The organism is Halovivax asiaticus JCM 14624 (assembly GCF_000337515.1).
Taxonomy (GTDB): domain Archaea; phylum Halobacteriota; class Halobacteria; order Halobacteriales; family Natrialbaceae; genus Halovivax; species Halovivax asiaticus.
The window spans coordinates 523404-541229 of sequence record NZ_AOIQ01000006.1; the positions used below are offsets into that span (position 1 = coordinate 523404).

15 protein-coding genes and 1 pseudogene are annotated in these 17826 nt (G+C 63.0%); 11 read left to right on the plus strand and 5 right to left on the minus strand.

The genetic code is table 11. The features are described from left to right. Window positions 1–47: 47 nt before the first annotated feature. Window positions 48–869 (minus strand): glycosyltransferase, encoded by an 822-nt coding sequence (locus C479_RS03540; RefSeq protein ID WP_007697903.1) that lies wholly within the window; start codon window positions 867–869, stop codon window positions 48–50. Between the two features lie 178 nt (window positions 870–1047). Between C479_RS03540 and C479_RS03545 the strand changes: the two genes are divergently transcribed. Then, on the plus strand, window positions 1048–2124 hold the full coding sequence (locus C479_RS03545; RefSeq protein WP_007697906.1) for a glycosyltransferase family 4 protein: 1077 nt from the start codon (window positions 1048–1050) through the stop codon (window positions 2122–2124). A 3-nt stretch (window positions 2125–2127) separates the two neighbouring features. On the opposite strand, the gene C479_RS03550 is transcribed toward C479_RS03545, so the two are convergent. Then, the gene (locus tag C479_RS03550; RefSeq protein ID WP_241430153.1) at window positions 2128–2856 is read right to left on the minus strand and encodes an FkbM family methyltransferase; all 729 of its coding nucleotides are present in this window, start codon (window positions 2854–2856) and stop codon (window positions 2128–2130) included. A gap of 33 nt (window positions 2857–2889) precedes the next feature. Between C479_RS03550 and C479_RS03555 the strand changes: the two genes are divergently transcribed. Further along, window positions 2890–4314 (plus strand): oligosaccharide flippase family protein, encoded by a 1425-nt coding sequence (locus C479_RS03555; RefSeq protein ID WP_007697911.1) that lies wholly within the window; start codon window positions 2890–2892, stop codon window positions 4312–4314. A 32-nt stretch (window positions 4315–4346) separates the two neighbouring features. Here the strand turns inward: C479_RS03555 and C479_RS17010 are convergent, their stop codons facing one another. After that, window positions 4347–5531: a glycosyltransferase gene (locus C479_RS17010; protein ID WP_345775224.1), complete on the minus strand. Its 1185-nt coding sequence runs from the start codon at window positions 5529–5531 to the stop codon at window positions 4347–4349. Window positions 5532–5804: 273 nt separating this feature from the next. Next, window positions 5805–6659: pseudogene (aglG, locus tag C479_RS17015) on the minus strand (glucosyl-dolichyl phosphate glucuronosyltransferase); the annotation flags it as partial. Between the two features lie 134 nt (window positions 6660–6793). Between aglG and C479_RS03565 the strand changes: the two are divergent. The 3 genes from C479_RS03565 (at window position 6794) to C479_RS16455 (ending at window position 10964) form a co-directional block, all read left to right on the plus strand. Then, the gene (locus C479_RS03565) at window positions 6794–9673 is read left to right on the plus strand and encodes an oligosaccharyl transferase, archaeosortase A system-associated (RefSeq protein WP_007697917.1); all 2880 of its coding nucleotides are present in this window, start codon (window positions 6794–6796) and stop codon (window positions 9671–9673) included. Window positions 9674–9736: 63 nt separating this feature from the next. Continuing rightward, window positions 9737–10669, plus strand: a complete 933-nt coding sequence (locus tag C479_RS03570) for a DUF368 domain-containing protein (protein ID WP_007697920.1) — start codon at window positions 9737–9739, stop codon at window positions 10667–10669. Window positions 10670–10826: 157 nt separating this feature from the next. Further along, window positions 10827–10964, plus strand: coding sequence for a DUF7503 family protein (locus C479_RS16455; RefSeq protein WP_169317769.1), 138 nt, complete (start codon window positions 10827–10829; stop codon window positions 10962–10964). Between the two features lie 57 nt (window positions 10965–11021). Here the strand turns inward: C479_RS16455 and C479_RS03575 are convergent, their stop codons facing one another. Then, window positions 11022–13178 (minus strand): hypothetical protein, encoded by a 2157-nt coding sequence (locus tag C479_RS03575; protein ID WP_007697923.1) that lies wholly within the window; start codon window positions 13176–13178, stop codon window positions 11022–11024. A 129-nt stretch (window positions 13179–13307) separates the two neighbouring features. Here C479_RS03575 and C479_RS03580 point away from each other — a divergent pair, with 129 nt between their 5' ends. From C479_RS03580 to C479_RS17020, 6 genes are all read left to right on the plus strand, one after another. Further along, on the plus strand, window positions 13308–14030 hold the full coding sequence (locus C479_RS03580) for an HAD-IIB family hydrolase (protein WP_049907035.1): 723 nt from the start codon (window positions 13308–13310) through the stop codon (window positions 14028–14030). 92 nt (window positions 14031–14122) lie between these two features. Beyond that, on the plus strand, window positions 14123–14554 hold the full coding sequence (locus C479_RS03585) for a hypothetical protein (RefSeq protein ID WP_007697932.1): 432 nt from the start codon (window positions 14123–14125) through the stop codon (window positions 14552–14554). Window positions 14555–14644: 90 nt separating this feature from the next. Continuing rightward, complete coding sequence (gene twy1 / locus C479_RS03590) at window positions 14645–15667, plus strand: 4-demethylwyosine synthase TYW1 (protein WP_007697935.1); 1023 nt, start codon at window positions 14645–14647, stop codon at window positions 15665–15667. Between the two features lie 128 nt (window positions 15668–15795). Then, window positions 15796–16719 (plus strand): hypothetical protein, encoded by a 924-nt coding sequence (locus C479_RS03595; protein ID WP_007697938.1) that lies wholly within the window; start codon window positions 15796–15798, stop codon window positions 16717–16719. A gap of 388 nt (window positions 16720–17107) precedes the next feature. Further along, window positions 17108–17467 (plus strand): hypothetical protein, encoded by a 360-nt coding sequence (locus tag C479_RS03605; protein WP_007697948.1) that lies wholly within the window; start codon window positions 17108–17110, stop codon window positions 17465–17467. Then, window positions 17464–17805, plus strand: coding sequence for a hypothetical protein (locus C479_RS17020; protein WP_007697951.1), 342 nt, complete (start codon window positions 17464–17466; stop codon window positions 17803–17805). Before C479_RS03605 ends, C479_RS17020 begins: the two co-directional genes overlap by 4 nt. Window positions 17806–17826: the final 21 nt, after the last annotated feature.

Consider the following 17826-nt stretch of genomic DNA (forward strand, 5'->3'; position numbering starts at 1 on the left):
ACTCCACAGCCCACCGAACACTGTCCACGGCGGCCGCCACACCATCGCTACTTCTCATGCGTCACCTCGGTCGACGTCGGTTCGGTCGTCGATCGATCGGTCGGCCTGCGAGGCTCACCGCCAGCACGCAGTCGCCCCGCGATCCAGCCGGCCGCTCGCTTCGCGTGTGGAATCGGATCGCGTCCAGAGACGGCCGCGAAGGGAACGTTCAGCGCACACTCGTGGAACGGTTTGAGTCCGTACTTGCCGGCGAGTACACCCTCTCGCCACCCGATCGGGTGGCGATCCTGTGAGGCGTGGTCGAATCGTGCCTGGTGGTTGAACACCCAGAGATAGCCGCCGTCTTCCACGTGCCGACGGAGGTACTCGTCTTCGAGGACTACGAGATCCGGCGGGAACGAGACATCCGCGACGGCGGCGTGGCGACACAGCGTGGCGTGGGTCCCCCCGCGGCGGGCCCGCCGTCTGACCCAGTCGGAATTACGTTCGTCGCGTGACAACTTCCGCCCCTGAACGGCGCCGACGGCCGGACTGACCGCGTCCCGAAGCCGGGCGAGATACGTCGTCGACAGCCGGACGTCGTCGTCGAGAAACAGGAACCACTCGGATTCGACGGTGGCGATCGCGAATTCGCGTGCCTCGGGGAGCGTGGTCGGTCGCGCGATGAATCGAAGTTCCCAGCCGTACTCGTCAGCCCTGGCGGTGGCGAGCTCCTCCGTATCGTCGTCGCTTTCGTCGTCGACGATCACGAGCCGCGTTATCGGGACGTTCGAGGTGTCGCTGCTCGTCGCGAGTGCGCGAAGCGTCCCGCCGAGGACGCCGGCCGACTCGGCCGTCGGCATCGCGACCTCGATCCCGTCGGAGAGCATCCCTCAGATCCAGGGGACCGAGCCGCATAATTAGGGATCTCGTACCGGGTTCGTCGTCCCGAACGAGATCGGTAACGACCGCTTTCGGCGATGGGGCAAGCGATGCGCCCAGTCGCGATGGGGCGTGGCTGCAGAACGGACGCCGTACTTTTTCCGCCGATCCGTGGAGTGTCGTCGTATGCGAGTGGGGTACTTCTGCTATCACCTCTCCGGGACCGGCCCGGCGACGCGTGCCCGCGACGTGATCAACGCGATCGCCGCCGAGACGCCGGTCGACGTCGTCGTTCTCACAGGCGAACCGGAAAAGGTCGAGAGCGCCGCCACGGTCGTCCCCGTCGACGCTCGCGACCCGCTCGACGCCGCGCGGAAGGTTCGGCGCCACTTCGCCGACGCGGATCTCGTTCACGTGCCGATCAACGTCTACCAGGCCGCGTTCGTCCGACTCGGCTACCGCGGGCCGCTGGTCGGGGGTGTCGGACCGGGGATCCAGTCGACGCTCAGACACGGCCTGCTCGGCCGAGCGATCGGAATCGACCTGAAGATCAAGACCCACGAATCCATGCGCCGCTGGGACCGATACGGGTACGAGACCGCGGTGTGCACAGCGACGATCGATCGCGACGACTTCCATCCGTACGATGACGACAGAGTTCGAACCGTCAGGCAGCAGCTCGGGCTCGATCCGGAGACGAACGTCCTCCTCTACGTCGGTGCACTGAGCGAACCCCAGGGCGCCCACCTCGTGTCCGAACTGGCTCGCCAATATGGAAGCGATGCTGACACCGAGACGACGGTCGTCGTCGCGGGCGATGGCCCGCTTCGATCCACGTTCGAGGAGCGTGATGACCTCCGGTACGAGGGCTTCGTTGCGAACGACGCGCTCCCTGACTACTACAACGCCGCAGACATGACGGTCATCCCCCGAGCGGAGGACGTGACCTCTAACGTCGGCCTCGAATCGATCGCCTGTGGAACGCCCGTCGTGACGACCGCCGACGGGATCGTCCGCGATATCTTCCAGGCCCGCGGGACGTACGTCTGGGCGGACAGGAACGTCGCCGCCGTCCGCGAGACCGTCGACGCCCTCCTCGCCGACGACGACCGATACCGGGCGCAGGTCACGCGTGGCCTCGAGACGTTCGACGACATGGCGCTGTCACTCGACGATGCGGTGGAAACACACCGCAGGATCTACGAACGCCTCGCTAGAGGGGATTCGGCCAAAGCGCGCTTCAACTCACCCGCGACGCCATGACGACTACATGATTTCGCGTGTCGCCGTGACGATGTCCTTCGGCCCGTCGGCGGTCACCGTGACGCGGGTCGTCTCGATGGCGTATCCGCGTTCGGAGAGCGTCTGTGTGAGGACGTCCGTCGAGGAGCCCTGCTGGGGGTGTGATTCGACTACGACGGCCCGGGGGTCGATCTCCATATCGCGGACGACAGCTCGCTCCGCTCCTTCACAGTCCATCACGAGGACGTCGCAGGCGGGCAGGTCGGACGCGTCGATCCGGGACGCGCCGGCCATCGATCCGTAGATCTTCACGTCAGACCCTACGACGGCCTGGCGAACGTCAACCCGATCGCCCGGTCGATCCCCACGGACCTCGCCAGTCAGTTCGAGCGCCTCCTCGATGGCGGACACCTGTGCGGCGTTCGCCTCGTAACTCACGACGCGGCCCTCGTCGCCGACCGCGATCGCCGCCCTGGCGGTACAGACGCCGTAGCCGCCGCCGATCTCGACGACGGTATCGCCGGGTGCAATCGCCGACATCATGCTGTCGACGAGCGTCGCCTTGTAGTCGGGTTCGTGCAGTCGAGCCTGCAGGTCGAGCAGGTAGTACCGTCGCGTAACGACGCCGTTGTACACACCCGGTATTCGCGGGAGCCGTCGACGGAGGGTCGCGTCGTAGAGGCGTCGCACCTGGGCCGTGGCGCCCTCGATCATCGGGGGTATCCTCTCACTTCCGCCGCGTTGGTCGGGCATGCTTTAGGTACCAGCGTCAATAACTGGTGGTAAATGCGTTTCGGGCGCACGGCAGCGGCGTACTTCGCCTCGCAGGTCGCCCTCTCGCTCGCGGGCTTTCTGGCGACGTTCTTCATCGCTCGCCTGCTCGGTGCCGCGGCGCTCGGCACCTACACGGTCGCCGTTGCCGTCCTCTTCTGGCTGAAGGTGCCGACGAACGGTATCACGGCCGCGATCAACAAACGGGTGAGCGAGGGGGTCGATCGCGGCGCCTACGTCGGAGGTGGCCTCGGGCTGTCGATAGCCGTCGCCGGAGCGATTTCAGTTCTCGTGCTCGCGTTCGGCGGGTACGTCGATCGATACGTGGGAGCCGGGGTGAGCGGGTTGATCGTCGTTCTCTATATTGCGAACGTCCTCTTCGACGGCGTCAGCGCCAGCCTGAAGGGACAGAAGAAGGTCGCCCACGCGGGCGGGGTGAGCGTCGTCGAACGGGTCGGCCGGCTGCTCGCGCAGGTCGGCGTGATCCTGCTCGGCTACGAGGTCGCCGGGCTGGTCGTCGGGCACGCCATCTCGCTGTTCGTCGCCGCGATGCTCGGCCTCGCCCTCTTCGATGTCCGGCCGCGGCTACCGACACGAGACCAGCTGGCCAGCCTGTTCGACTACGGCCGCTACTCGTGGCTCGGCAGCTTACAATCCCAGATGTTCGGCTGGATGGACACGACGGTGCTGGCCTTCTTCGTCGCCACGTCGCTGATCGGTATCTACGAGGTCGCCTGGACGCTGGCGTCGACGCTCACCCTGATCAGTACCGCCGTCCAGCAGACGCTCTTTCCTGAACTGAGCGATCTGGGGACCGACGACCGACACGAGCGGATCCATCACTTCCTGAACGAGGGGCTGGTGTTTACCGGTATCTTCGTGATTCCTGGCCTCGTCGGCGCACTCATCCTCGGACCACGACTATTGCGCATCTACCGCCCCGAGTTCAGCCAGGGAGCGACGATTCTGGTGATCTTGATCGCCGCTCGCGGCGTCGCCGCGTTCGGCTCACAGTTCGTCTCCGGCATCAACGCGCTCGATCGACCGGACGTCGCCTTCACGATCAATGGCGCCTTCGTCCTGACGAACCTCTCGCTCAACGTCGTGCTGATCCGGGCCTTCGGCTGGTACGGCGCCGCGGTTGCGACCGCTCTCTCGGCCTGCCTGTTGACCGTTCTCGCGTACTACGGCCTGTCGGGACTGATCGGTCGCCCGTCGATTCCAGCCCGCGAAATCGGTCTCCAGTTCGTCGCCGCACTGGCGATGGCACTCGTCATTTACGGCCTGCAGACGATCACACCGTCCACTCACTACACCACGGTCGGGCTCGTCGTCGCCGGTGCCGTCACGTACGTCGCGCTCCTCGTCGGGCTGTCTCCGCGGGTGAGAAAAAAGGCAGTCGCGTTGGTCCCGCTCTCGGATCGATTCGCACTGACGTGAGTGGCTCGCGTTCGTCGCAGTGTGTCCCAGCGTCACTGCCGATCGACGAGGGACCGTTCGTCCCCATCAGCACGCTTCTTCACAGCCCCCTCGCCGAGTGCATGCAGGATCTGCCCATACCGATCGACGGCTGCGTCGAAATCGTATTCTCGCACGATCAACGACCGCCCGTCCTGGCTCATTCGGGGGAGCCGCCCACCGTCGAGCGCACTGACGATCGTGTCCGCGATCACGTCGCCCTCACGGTCGTCCATGTGCAATCCAGTCTCGCCATCGCGGACGACGTCAGGAACGCCGGAGACCGGCGACGCGTACACGGGCGTCCCACACGCGAGTGACTCGAGGATCGTCGTCGGCAACCCCTCGGTCGGTTCCGACGGCATCACGAGCAATCGGAGGGCGTTCAGCTCGCGCGGAACTTCGTCGTGGTCGACCCACCCGGTGACGACGACCGAACCGCGCTCGATCTCGTCGGCCAGCGCCGTCTCGACCTGCTCGCGCAGTGCCCCGTCGCCGACGAACCGAAACGTCACGTCGTCAGGGAGTTCCCTGGCGACCTGAATCAGCGTGTGAATCCCTTTCTCCTGATCGAGCCGGCCGACGAACCCGACGGTTCGATCACGCTCGTCGAACGGAGTCGTCGGACGGAACCGGTCGGTGTCGACGTATCGAGCACCGTTCGTGAACAGCGTGTCGCTGTCTCGCTCGAGTCCTAACTCCCGCGCCATACCGGGCGTGTAGGCGATGACAGCGTCGGCGGCGGAGTAACCGATCCGTTCCAGTACACGTACCGGCAGTGCGAGCGCGCGGGCCAAGGGGGCGGGAAACTGCCGTTCCCAGTTCAGTCTGAGTGAGCGCGGAACGTCGCCCCGTGGTTCCAGGGCGACGGTTTTCCCGATCGCACGGGCAAAGAGGATCGGCAGGAGGTACGACGTCGCGCCGAAGAACAGGACGATGTCCTCGTCGGTCCGGGCGAGTTCACGACACATGCGAAGTTGATTGGCCACGAATCGAACGGCGGCGACGGCAGCATTCGACTGACCGGCTCCTTTTTCGGTGAGTTCGACGACGTCGTATCGGTCGCGCATCGCCGACTCGGTCGGCAGATCCGCAGTGATCAACGACACGGTCGCGTGGACCGAGAGCACGTCGAGTAACGTACGCGTCGCGGTTTCGCCCGGATCGCTCAATGGGTGGGTTACGACACACACACCCAGTCGCTCCCCGGTATCATCGTGAGCCGTGTTCGCCGTTTGTCGCCGATCGGGAGCCGCTGACTGTCGCCGGCCCGATACCGCTGACCGCTGCCGATCAGATGTCGACGACTGGCCTCGATCGGACGTCGACGGCCGTCGTCGATCGGGCACCGATGACAGTCGCTGCTCGGGCGTCGAAGGTTGCCGTCGATCAGAAGCCGACAACTGTGGCCGCCAGCGCGTGACCCCGTAGAGGTAGCCGAGACCGACGGCGACCGTGAGCACGAAGAGTGAGAGTAACTGCAGTGCGTTTTGCCGAACGGGTCCACCCACCATTCCCCGGATTCGGTCGGGGATCGATTCGACGACGAGGCTCCGGAGGAATTCACTCTCTTCGTCGGTCGAGTCCACCACCAGGACGGCCATCGCACGTTTCGAGTATCCTTGCCAAAATGCACGGCCGAGCAGCCAGCGAGGATCGGTTCGGTACTCGAACACCTTGTGTTCGACGACGGCGTCGGGATCGTACCAGATGCCACGGCCGTATCGTCGGCGCATGCGCACACAGAGTTCCGCCTCTTCGCCCTGTAGGTTCGAATCGCCCTTCCGCCCGCCGATAGCCGGATCGAATCCCCCGAGTTCGAGAAAGACGTCCCGGCGAAAGGAGATAGTAGAGCCGAACGTATTCCGAACCTCGTCAGGGCCGTCGGCGAAGCCGTCGTGAGTCTCCCCGACGAGCCAGTAGAACTCGGGCGGGAGAGCGGTTGGCTCCCCGGCCTCCCAGCGCGGTGCCATCCGTCCGCCAACGGCGATCGCGTCGTGGTCCTCGTAGGCCGCAACTAACCGCTCGACCCAGCGGCGGTCGGCCACGGCGTCGTCATCGATGAACGCGACGACGTCACCCGTTGCGAGTTCAGCCCCCAAATTCCGGCTCCGGGTCAGGCCTCGGTTTTCGTCCGTGCAGTGGACGACGGCGTCGTTCAAGTCACCGGACTCCTCGATAATTCGGTCGTAGACGGCCGGTGCATTGTCGACGACGATGACGAGCTCGACGTCGTCGTACGTCTGGTCGAAGACGCTATCGACCGCCTCCCGAAAGTGCTCGTAGCTATCGAGCGCGTACGTACAGACGACGACCGAGACCTGCATCGCCGCCGACGACGGTGGCGTTCCCCGTAGTTAGTGACTCCCTCAGACGGTCATCGAGACCGGACCGGGCCAGCCTGCGTCTGTTCGCCTCCGTATGAGAAGGCTTATTGACCCGATAGCGAATCGTAACGCCAATGAGTAGCGAGACTGCAGACGCCCGAGCCCTCCAGGCCGAGGACGTCGTCGCGTTCGTCGAACGCTACGGTCACCTCGCCGCAGTTGGCCTCCTCATGGTCTTCATGCTGTGGACGCGCCTGCTCAACTTCGGCGTGTTCAGAAACCGAGACGAGGTCGCGTTTTCGGGTATCGACTCCTGGTACCACTGGCGAACGACAGAATGGACGGCGGAGAACTTCCCGTGGACGATGCCGTACGAGGTGTACACGGGCTTCCCCGAGGGGAACTACGTCGGACAGTTCGGGACGCTGTTCGACCAGCTCGTTGCAACCGTGGCGATGCTCATCGGGCTGGGCAGTCCGACACAGTCGGACGTCTACCTCGCCGCCCTGCTCGTCGTCCCGATCCTCGCCGCGCTCGTTGCAATCCCGGTCTACCTGATCACGACGAAGGTGAGCGACGGGAATCGCCTCGCTGGAATCATCGCCGTCGCTATTCTGGCGCTCTCGCCGGGGTCGTTCATGGGTCGGACGACGACTGGCTCCTTCGACCACACCGTCGCCGAGGTGCTGTTCATGGCGGTCGCCGTCCTCGCATTGGTCGTCGCCCTGCGGACGGCCGAACGTGACAAGCCGATCTGGGAGCTCATCAAAGCGACGGAGTACGACCCGCTCAAACCGAGTGCGACGTACGCGGCGCTCGCCGGGGTCGCGATCAGCCTCTATCTGTGGACCTGGCCACCGGGCGTCGTCTTCGTCGGCATCCTCGGCGTCTTCTTCGCCGTCCAGCTCACCCTCGACTTCGTCCGCGGCGTCTCGCCAGATCACGTCGCGTTCGTCGGTGTGATCAGCATGGCGGTTCCGACGATATTCAGTCTCCTGATGGCCGACGTCTATACGTTCAGTAACGTTACGGATTTTGCACTTCTCCAGCCGGCGGCCGCCGCACTTGTCGCGGTCGGCTGTGTCTTCATGGCCTGGCTCGCCCGTGAATGGGACGCACGCGATATCGACCGCGCGTTCTACCCGGTCGCGATCATCGGACTGCTGGTCGCCGGACTGGCCGTCCTCTCGGTCGTTCTGCCGGAACTCTACAACACGCTCATCACCAACCTCACCTCCCGGCTGCTGCCCCTCAATCCCTCCACTACCGGACTCACGGTGGGGGAGGTCAAGCCACCGGACTCGTTCGTCGATCAGGCCTGGGCCGAGTTCCGGATGGGGCTGTACCTCTTCATCCTGGGCCTCATCATGATCGTAGCCCGTTCGCTCACGGGGAAGCGCTACCGCGCCGAGCACACCCTCGTGATCGTGTGGGGGCTGTTCCTGGCGAGTATGGCCGCCACCCAGCTTCGCTTCTGGTACTACTTCATCCTACCAGTCGCGATCCTCTCGGGGTACACCATCGGACAGCTAATCGACCTGATCGATCTGCGGCCGGTCGACTCGATCCACGACATAAAGGGCTATCAGGTGCTGTCGATCCTGCTCGTCCTGATGATCGTGCTCGTGCCGTTCGCTCCCGCGCTCTCGAGCGCGACGGCCGTCGACGTCGGGAAGGGCGCCGATCAGGACTACAACTCGGAGATTTGGGAGGAGCCGAACGCGTACATGCAGGAGAACACCCCCGAGCCAGGGAACCTCTACGGTGCCGGTAACGCCTCCGAACTCGATTACTTCGGCAGCTACGAGATCCCACCGAATCAGAACTACGACTACCCCGACGGCGCCTACGGCGTGATGTCGTGGTGGGACTACGGCCACCTGATAACCACGCAGGGTGAACGTATCCCGCACGCAAATCCGTTCCAGCAGCACGCCCAGAGCGCTTCCGCGTACCTGCAGGCGCCGAGCGAAGAGAAGGCGAACGAGATACTGGACGCCATCAACGCGGGAATGGACCCACGACTCGACGCGAACGGTAACGTCACCGTCGACGCACCGGACGACGTCGACAACGACATGCCGTACGTGATGATCGACTACCAGATGGCCTCGACGAAGTTCCATGCCATCAGTCAGTGGACCGGTCCCGACTTCCGGGAGTACGTCGGTCAGTCGGAACTGAACCTGGGGCAAAATCAGTCCCAGCAGGCACTCGTGCCGAGCGAAGATTACGAGGACACGCAGCTGGCGAGGCTATATCTTCAGGACACCAACGGTCTGGAACACTACCGACTGATTCACGAAGCCGATCGCTACGCCTACGTGGGCGGTGCCATAGAGGGCCGACAGTTCAACCCATTCACCGGCTTCGATCAGGGGACCACTTGGAACGAATCACGGAGCACGGCCGCACAGGTCCAGCAGGCGAACATACAGAACTCGTTGCTCCAAGGAACCTTCTACGAGGGCCAGGTGGAGTCGACGGTCAAGAGCTTCGAACGAGTCGAGGGCGCCACGCTCTCGGGCACGGCCGAGCAGGTCGACACCGCGAACGCGACCGCCATCGTCGCGCTGGACCTCGAGACGAACACGGGCCGAACGTTCACCTACAGCCAGACCGCCGAAGTCGCCGACGACGGCAGCTTCGAGGTCACCGTCCCGTATGCGACCGAGGAATCGCTCGGTCCGGACGACGGCTACACCGACAGCGCGGTGGAGGCGAACGGCTCCTACGAGGTCTACGTCGGCTCCGATGAGGACTTCTATCAGGCGAACGCGACCGTCGACGAACCGTCAATCTACGACGGCGAGACGGTCTCCGTCAGCGGGTTCGAGGAGACCGATCTCGGCGGCGGGAACGAGAGCGACGGAGGAAACGAGAGCGACGACGGAGGAAGCGACGCAAACGACGACACCGCCCCCGCGAACGACGGCGGTAGCGACGACGATAGCACGTCGACGAGCGACGACACGACCACACACGTCGGCGGCGCACGCGTCGCCGGCGCCTGATCGACCGCAGCCGGCGCGGTCGAAGCGAACGCTTTTCCGGCCATCACCTGTACCATCTCGGCAATGGCGACACGACTGCGGACGTTTCTCACCGGGTTCGCGATGGGGATGGCCGACGCCGTCCCGGGCGTCTCGGGTGGGACGATCGCCCTGATTGCAGGCGTCTACGACCGGATGATCGCCGCCATTACGGCGATCGACCCACGGGTGCTCCACCGGGTGCGAACGATCCATCGCGCGGAGACGCGACACAAACTACGGATCGAACTGTTCGCAATGGATCTGCCCTTCCTCCTCACGCTCGGGAGTGGCGCGATCCTGGCCGTCTTGCTCCTCGCGAACGCGATGCACTTTCTGACAGCGACCTATCCGGTCCCAACGTACGGCTTCTTCACGGGGTTGATCGCCGCGAGCGCGATCGTCCTCTACGGAGAAGTCGACGTCCGAACGGCGAGGCGGCTCGCCGTCGCGGGACTCGGAATCGGACTGGCGGTGGCAATTACGGCGCTCTCCGGGGCGGGCATGCCCCACACGCTGCCGATCGTCTTCGTGACGGGCGCGATCGCCATCTGTGCGATGGTACTTCCGGGGGTTTCCGGTTCCTTCCTCTTGCTCTTGCTGGGCCAGTACGAATTCATGACCGGAACGTTGAGCGATGCGATCGACGCCCTCACCGGCGCCGGGAGCGGCGTGAGCCTGGCGGAGACGCTGACGGTCGTCGCCGTGTTCGTGACTGGAGCGGTCGTCGGACTGTTCTCGATGGCCCACCTCGTCGAACGAGCGCTAACCCACTACCGCGAGGCGACGATGACGTTTCTGGTGAGTTTGATGGTCGGGTCGCTCGGAATGCCCCTCGGCCGCATCGGGACGAATCTCGGTGGCTCACCGACGAACGCACCGGTCGCGGCAGGACTGACGCTCGTCGGAGGCGCCGCGATCGTCCTTCTCGTGGATCGGTACGCCGTCCCCCAGAATGGGACGACGACAGCGGCGTGACGATCAGTGCCACTCCTTCGGGTCTCAAACGCCATTTTTCACCCACAGTTCCGACCTAACATCCAACACACACGGTTTCGTAAATTGTATTCATGTAGAGACCTATTTGTAACTTTACGCAAGTGTTATTACCAATGGTGGCATCCTTTCGGGTGTAATGTCCGCAACCGATTCGGTGAAAGAACTCGTCGAAGCGCACCCACGACTGCTCGGATTCCTGTTTGCCGGAGCACTCCTGCTTAGTCAGGTCGGTTCGGTTGCAGCCACGGCTTCGGAAGTAGGCGTCGGTCCCTGATATCGGAGTGGTTCACTAAAAATTATTCGTCAAAATAGTAGCGGTTGGTTCATACCCTCAGTTCTTCAAAAATCGAGGATAGCCGAGATCCATATTCCACTCCAAACCGGACTCGGTCAAAACTGGTGTTTCCGTCCAGGTGACGTATTTCTGAAGTTGGTCGGTCGTCACCTCCATTCGATAGTCGGTCATTGGGAGGAGGAATACTTCGTCGATCGACTCGATTGTCGGCGACGTAACCGACCCGATTTGGAATTCTTTGGCCGGATAGTGACGGAATGAAATGTCAAAAAGATCGGTTGAATTATCAGATTCGACCGTTACGACCGTTGGCGCTCCCCCGTCAGATTGAGCAATGTCTGTCGACCCGTCACCGACGATGAGATACTGGTCGCCGAGAACAGTCCACTCGCTCACCATTTCCAGCGCGCCACGCAGCGGGAAACCAAGGTTTAGTAGGCGAGCAATCGACGCTCCTGACTCTACCGCGTGCTCGTTGATGATGTCTCCCAGCGTCGCAACGCCCCCGAACGCACCCCGCCGAGAGAGCGCAAGTCCCTGTTCGTAGGAGTGACAGGCATTCAGGAAGAACACACCCAGGTCGACGGAATCGAGTGACCGAACGTCGAGATCTCCGTCGGAGCACTCGAGTCCATCGTCCGTCGCGTGGCCGATATAATGGAGAAAATCGTATCCACCAGTCTCGAGAAGGTCGGCGAACTCGTCCGTCGTCACGCCAAACTCGGATGTTACGTCGAATGGCAGAAGGTCGCGTGTTCCGTAGGTCTCGTCGAGCAAGTCGTGTTCGTCCAGCATTCGTGCATCGTTACAAACCACGAGAATGTCGATATGCTGCGTGCGTGATTCCCTGTCGAGTTGGTTTCGGTACGCTTCGATCGTCGCTTTCGAACCCGATTTCGGTGCGAGGTCACCGAACCACGCGTGTTCGATCGACTCGTCCGTCACGTCCGGTTCGACGACTGGGAACTTCGACGAGGTGCCGGATCGAGACACCTGTGATCGAGTCGTCGCTCTCGTGAACGCCGACGTTGTGGCTGGCGAGTGTGACGCGGACCGAACGTCGGCTCCGTCCACGGAGAGAGGGGTTCTGGCGGAAGCCGGTTCCGAAAGCGAGGTTTCGATCGACGTCCGTGTCCCCCCTGTCGTCCGCACGATGCCAAGTTCGTTCACGATGTAAGGGAGTAATTCGATACTCTCGGGTTCGGGCGGAACGTGGGCGGTCAGTGGCCACCGTGGGAGATACGGCTCGATGAGTTCGTGTGGGGTCGAGAGATACGTTTGAATCCGCCGAGAAAGCGAGCGGTCGTACAACTCTGCGAGGTCCCACGAGAGTGCTGATTCCACCTGTTCGCGCTCGTGTAGCTTGTAGCGGTAGATGCCTTCGGTCCTGACGAGACAGTCGAGGAAGAAGACATGTTGGAGAATCCGAGAGAGATCATCCTCGAACGAACGGGAACCACCCAGTTCGAACGACTGATCGCCGGCCAGGAGCATCGGCTTTTCCCCTTCGACAACTGTGGCCCCGAGGTAAAACGAGAGCGGTGCGACCGGGAACAGGTACTCGAGTTCGGCGGGAATCTCGATGGTGACGTCGGTGTCAATCGGCTCGTTCTCAGTATCGATCGAAAGGTTCGTTCCGAGTTCGATTCGGGGTGGGTGACCCCGAAGTGTCGGCCACGACCGCTCAGGGCTATCGGTTTTCAGTGCGGATGTGGCCGCCGAAATTGCGCGCATCATTGCCGTCGGTTCGGCCGGAGTTTCGATCCGGCCGGTCGGTCGTTCGTGGAGCGATCGGGCACCGACGTCGATCTCGACAGACTGGTCGAACTCGAACCGAACGGACTTCATGCCGAGTTCGATGCGGCCCGACGAAGGAATCCGACAGTAGAGCTTCATCGGCCCGTCTAGCCCGACAAACTGAAGATCATCCGTGAGTTCGTACGTTTCGTTGTCGTTTAACTTGGTAACCGATCGGCCGGTGTGATCGTGAACGTTGACGAGATACCGCTGGTCGAAGAGGAGCGATGACGTCTCGATCCGAGTGGCCGTGTCAACTGGGAAACAAAAGTTATCCGTCGAGACCGCACGCGGGGACAGGTCTCGATCGGTCCGTATCGATAGCTGGCGCTGCTCGTTCGAGTCGAACAGCCGCAACCCGTGGGGATCTGTAAGGGGAGATATCTCGATCGCCATTCGTCAGTACCTCTTCCAAATGCACGAACACGCAAAAAACTAGCAGTTTCTTTTGAATGACAATAGCCAATGGATACCCCCCTCGTCTAGACGGAGGAGACGGCGATCGGTCATGAGCTGCCGTCGGCAATGAACCACCGTCACCGTCGGTACGCTTTTGCCTACCCTAACGAAGTCACGACTGTGACGCCGCCACTGGTCCTGGACATCGACGGAACGCTGACACGGCCGCAAGGACGGGGGCTGGACCCCCGGGTGTTCGATCCACTACAGGAGTGGGACGCACCGATCGTTCTCGCCACTGGAAAGGCGACGCCATTTCCCGTCGCACTCTGTCACTTCATCGGTCTTCCCGAACGAGTGATCGCCGAAAACGGCGGCGTGACGGTCACGGAAGACCAGCTTACCATCTCGGGAAGCCGAGATGGAGCCGAAGCGGTCGCTCGGGTGTACGAAGACGCCGGATACGATCTCGGATGGGACGGTCTCGACACGATCAATCGGTGGCGCGAGACGGAACTCGCAGTTGCGCCCGAACAACCACTCGATCCGCTCGAAGCCATCGCCACCGAGCACGACCTGCAGGTCGTCGACACCGGCTACGCCTACCACGTGACCGACACCGAGCGGTCGAAGGGCAGAGCACTCGAGGCGATTGCGATGGACCTCGAGATCGATCTCGAGTCGTGCGTCGCCGTCGGTGACTCGGAGAACGACGTCTCGACCTTCGAACGCGTCGGTCGAAGTTTCGCCGTCGCGAACGCAGACGACGCGGCACGCGCTGCCGCGGACGAAGTGCTCGACGGCGCACACGCCGACGGGACACTCGCTGTGCTCGCGCGAGTTGGATGAGCGAGTCACCTTCTCTCGACGAACAGATTTGAGCCCACGATGGTGCCATCGCCAGTCGCAAGATACGTATCCGTCTCGACCTGAGAAGCACCATGGCTCCGTACGCGCTGCCCGTCGGGATCGTCGGCACGCTCGTGTCCGTCGTCCTGTTCGCCTACACGCGCTACGACGCCGACCGCGTCGGTGTCTCCCGCCCACTCCTGTGGGCGCTCGCGACGTCGGGAACGCTCGTCGCCGGCGTCGTCATGTACCTGTTCACCTCGGCACCGCTGCCCGGCGTGATCATGACGGCAAACACTGGTACCGTCCTGTACGGCTTCGAACGGGAACTCACTCGTCGCGACGATCAGCCGGCCGAGCCCGGCCAGCTCCCGTTCAGTCCAGGCGAGACCGAATCGGCGGACGACAAGCAGACCTCGGGCGACGCTGAGCCGGCCTCGGGAGATGAACCAGCAGGGACACAATTCCCTAGCCAGCGGCCAGCCGAATCGACCGACGGCGAGGACGTCGCTGACCCACGATGACGGATTCGAACCCAATAGCGGGACCGGGTGACACCACCGTCCGGGTGCCACACCGCACGGCTTTTGGAGAGTGCCGTCGAACGACGCGCTATGAGTAACGCGGATGCGGCCGGATCCGGGGGCGAAGCGGACCCTGATACGGGTGACGGCGGACCGAAGCAGGTGTCGAGTCCGGACTACCACAGCGAGAACCACACGGCGGCCCAGACCTGCGGCTGGACGGCAAACGCCCTTCGTGGCGAGGGGAAGTGTTACAAGAACATCTTCTACGGCATCGAATCGCACCGCTGCATCCAGATGACGCCCGTCGTCCGGTGTAACGAGCGCTGTGTCTTCTGCTGGCGCGACCACCAGGGCCACGCCTACGAACTCGACGACGTCGAGTGGGACGACCCCGAGGCCGTCGTCGACGCCTCACTCACCCTTCAGCGGAAACTCCTCTCGGGCTTCGGCGGCAACGACGAGGTCCCACGCGAGGCGTTCGACGAGGCCATGGAGCCGCGCCACGTCGCCATCTCGCTGGACGGCGAACCCAGCCTCTACCCGTACTTGCCAGAACTGATCGACGCGTTCCACGACCGCGACATCACGACGTTCCTCGTCTCGAACGGCACGCGCCCGGAGGTACTTGCCGAGTGTGATCCGACACAACTCTACGTCAGCGTCGACGCACCGGAGCGCCACACGTTCGATCAGGTCGTCCGCGCGATGGAGGACGACGCCTGGGAGACGCTCGTAGAGACGCTCGACGTGCTGGCCGAGAAGGACGAGACCCGCACCGTCTTGCGGACGACGCTCCTCCAGGGTGAGAACATGCACAGTCCCGACTGGTACGCCGGCCTCTTCCAGCGCGCAGACCCCGACTTCGTCGAACTCAAAGCCTACATGCACGTCGGCCACTCGCAGGGCCGACTCGACCGCTCGACGATGCCCGACCACGAGGACGTCGTCGACTTCGCGGAGCGTATCGGTGAACACATGCCCGAGCATCCGGTTTTGAAGGAGGTGCCGGCCTCCCGGGTAGCGCTACTGGCTCGTAGCGAGGACACCTGGGTACCGAAACTGCAGAAGGACAGCGCGTTCTGGGAACGCGACCCGATCGTCGGGGAGTGAGGCGCCACGTCGGGGGGAACCAGACGCCGGAACTGTCGTGTCCCTGCGCAAGTGATGGCTATGGCACTAACTGAAAGACGGGTTTGACCCTGGGGGAGAGGTTTATCACCCGGGGCGAATGTCAGAGTATGAAGCGTCGACAGCTACTCGCGGCGACCGGCCTGGGAGTGACCTCGATGACGGCAGGCTGCCTCCAGGAATTCGGATCCGCCCGCGACGAAGACGATCGAGGTAACACGCAGGAGCGAGGATCGACTCCCGGCGACGACTCGCCCACACCCGTCCCGGCCGGCGAGACAGTCGAGCGCGATCCGACGGACGGACAGCTCGGTGGGCGTCGCTCCCCACACGCCGTCTTCCTGACGAACCCCACGAAGACCGAGCGAACGGTCGCGCTCGCGATCGAGCAGGGTGGGGAGACGATACTCGAGGAGTCGTTCACCATCCGACCCGAAGGGACCGCCAAGGTCGCGATCGGCCGACTCGCCGCCTACACCGTCGAAGCGACCGTCGACGGCTCGGACCAGACCGAGACGACGACCGTCGAGCGTGCGCAGTTCGATTGTAACGCGACGAGCGTCCAACTGGAACTGCAAGCCGACGGCACACTTTCGTCGGCCACACTGTCGACGATGATGGCCTGCGGGAACGTCGTCACCGAACGCGTCGTGTCGGGCGAGACCGTCGAGCACACCGTCGGAACGATCGAGGAGTCCGACGAAATGCAGGGAGAGCACACGATCAGCGTCTCCAACCCAACTGATCAGACGTGGACGGCCCGCATACTGCTCGAAGACGGAGAGATCACGCGGTTCGACGGGCTCTTCACGGTCGAACCGGCGGCGACGGCCGACGTTCACTTCGATCGGAACGGCTCGGAATCCATCGCGACGCGCGTGCTCGACGCTGACGCGAGCGCGACAGTTGATCTCGAGAAAGCGGACATCGGAGCGTGTAACGCCGCGACGACCACAGTCTCGCTCACCGACGAAGAGGCGCTCGAAACGTCGACGATTGCGACGGACCTCGGCTGTCACTCAGATCCAGCGTAACAGGACTCAACGCCTCTATCTCATGATTCGGCCCCTCCACCACGCCACGGCTACCCTTCGCGCGATCGCCTTCTGGCTCGCCGTGGCCCTCCCACTCGCGTACGTGCCACCGCTACTGGGTGTGGCGTCGACGACAACCCTTTTCGTCGTTCTTGCCGTCCACGCAGGCTGTCTCGTGGTCGGTCACGAGTACCATCCCCGATCCCGAACCGATAGATCCCGACCGTCGGTCCCATAGCCGGGTAGTGTGACTACACACAGGCAAAACCGTTCTCGGCTAACTCCACTCACGGGTTCCGACCGACCATCTCACGATGGTTCAAATCCCCCGAAACAAACAGGCCAAACATACCAAATGGCTAAGGCCCACCGGCACCAACAACCGTGTATGTCGAGCGGCGCCATCGATATCGATGAGTTCGAGGACGCCGAAGACGGCGAATTCGAGGGGAGAAACGACACCGAACGGATCGTTCGGTTCCTCGACGAGAACGACGATCAGGCGTGGAAGGCAGCCACGATTGCAGCGCAACTCGAACTACAGACAGACGCAGTCAGTGCGATCCTCTCACGGCTAAAAGAGCGAGGACTCGTGAGACACAAGCGCCCCTACTGGGCGATCACAGACGACCAGGACCGGCTCAGATCAGCCTATCGGCTTCATCGACACTACGAGACCGCTGATGAGCAGTACGGGGAGGAACGGCTCGAAGCACTCCGAACCGACGAAATGGAGCACGTGCAGTGACCTCGTTCGAGGAACTAGCGCGCGGAGACATCGTCTGGGGGACCGATCCGCTCTCAAAGAAAGGGCGTCCGCTGCTCGTACTCGGGACACCACAGTTCCCCACCCACGGTGTCCAGCTCATCACCGCACTAATTACGACGAAGAGCTACCACGAAGAATCACTGACACTACGAGCCGATGACTACGAGGGCGATCCGCTCGGAACCCGAAGCCACGTCCTACCGTGGTCACTTGCAACCCTCAACAACGCTGCGGAAGTAGAATACCGTCTCACTTCTTTTGTCGATTCGCGCACCGAAGACGTCCTATCACAGTTGATTGGCTACCTTAGGCCCTAAACTGTCGGCGTCCTAGTTATC

What these genes read in the sequence shown, in the direction of transcription:
- C479_RS03540 (WP_007697903.1), bottom strand. Translation starts at nt 869, where the DNA reads ATGCTCTCCGACGGGATCGAGGTCGCGATGCCGACGGCCGAGTCGGCC.
- C479_RS03545 (WP_007697906.1), top strand. Translation starts at nt 1,048, where the DNA reads ATGCGAGTGGGGTACTTCTGCTATCACCTCTCCGGGACCGGCCCGGCG.
- C479_RS03550 (WP_241430153.1), bottom strand. Translation starts at nt 2,856, where the DNA reads ATGCCCGACCAACGCGGCGGAAGTGAGAGGATACCCCCGATGATCGAG.
- C479_RS03555 (WP_007697911.1), top strand. Translation starts at nt 2,890, where the DNA reads ATGCGTTTCGGGCGCACGGCAGCGGCGTACTTCGCCTCGCAGGTCGCC.
- C479_RS03565 (WP_007697917.1), top strand. Translation starts at nt 6,794, where the DNA reads ATGAGTAGCGAGACTGCAGACGCCCGAGCCCTCCAGGCCGAGGACGTC.
- C479_RS03570 (WP_007697920.1), top strand. Translation starts at nt 9,737, where the DNA reads ATGGCGACACGACTGCGGACGTTTCTCACCGGGTTCGCGATGGGGATG.
- C479_RS16455 (WP_169317769.1), top strand. Translation starts at nt 10,827, where the DNA reads ATGTCCGCAACCGATTCGGTGAAAGAACTCGTCGAAGCGCACCCACGA.
- C479_RS03575 (WP_007697923.1), bottom strand. Translation starts at nt 13,178, where the DNA reads ATGGCGATCGAGATATCTCCCCTTACAGATCCCCACGGGTTGCGGCTG.
- C479_RS03580 (WP_049907035.1), top strand. Translation starts at nt 13,308, where the DNA reads ATGAACCACCGTCACCGTCGGTACGCTTTTGCCTACCCTAACGAAGTC.
- C479_RS03585 (WP_007697932.1), top strand. Translation starts at nt 14,123, where the DNA reads ATGGCTCCGTACGCGCTGCCCGTCGGGATCGTCGGCACGCTCGTGTCC.
- twy1 (WP_007697935.1), top strand. Translation starts at nt 14,645, where the DNA reads ATGAGTAACGCGGATGCGGCCGGATCCGGGGGCGAAGCGGACCCTGAT.
- C479_RS03595 (WP_007697938.1), top strand. Translation starts at nt 15,796, where the DNA reads ATGAAGCGTCGACAGCTACTCGCGGCGACCGGCCTGGGAGTGACCTCG.
- C479_RS03605 (WP_007697948.1), top strand. Translation starts at nt 17,108, where the DNA reads ATGTCGAGCGGCGCCATCGATATCGATGAGTTCGAGGACGCCGAAGAC.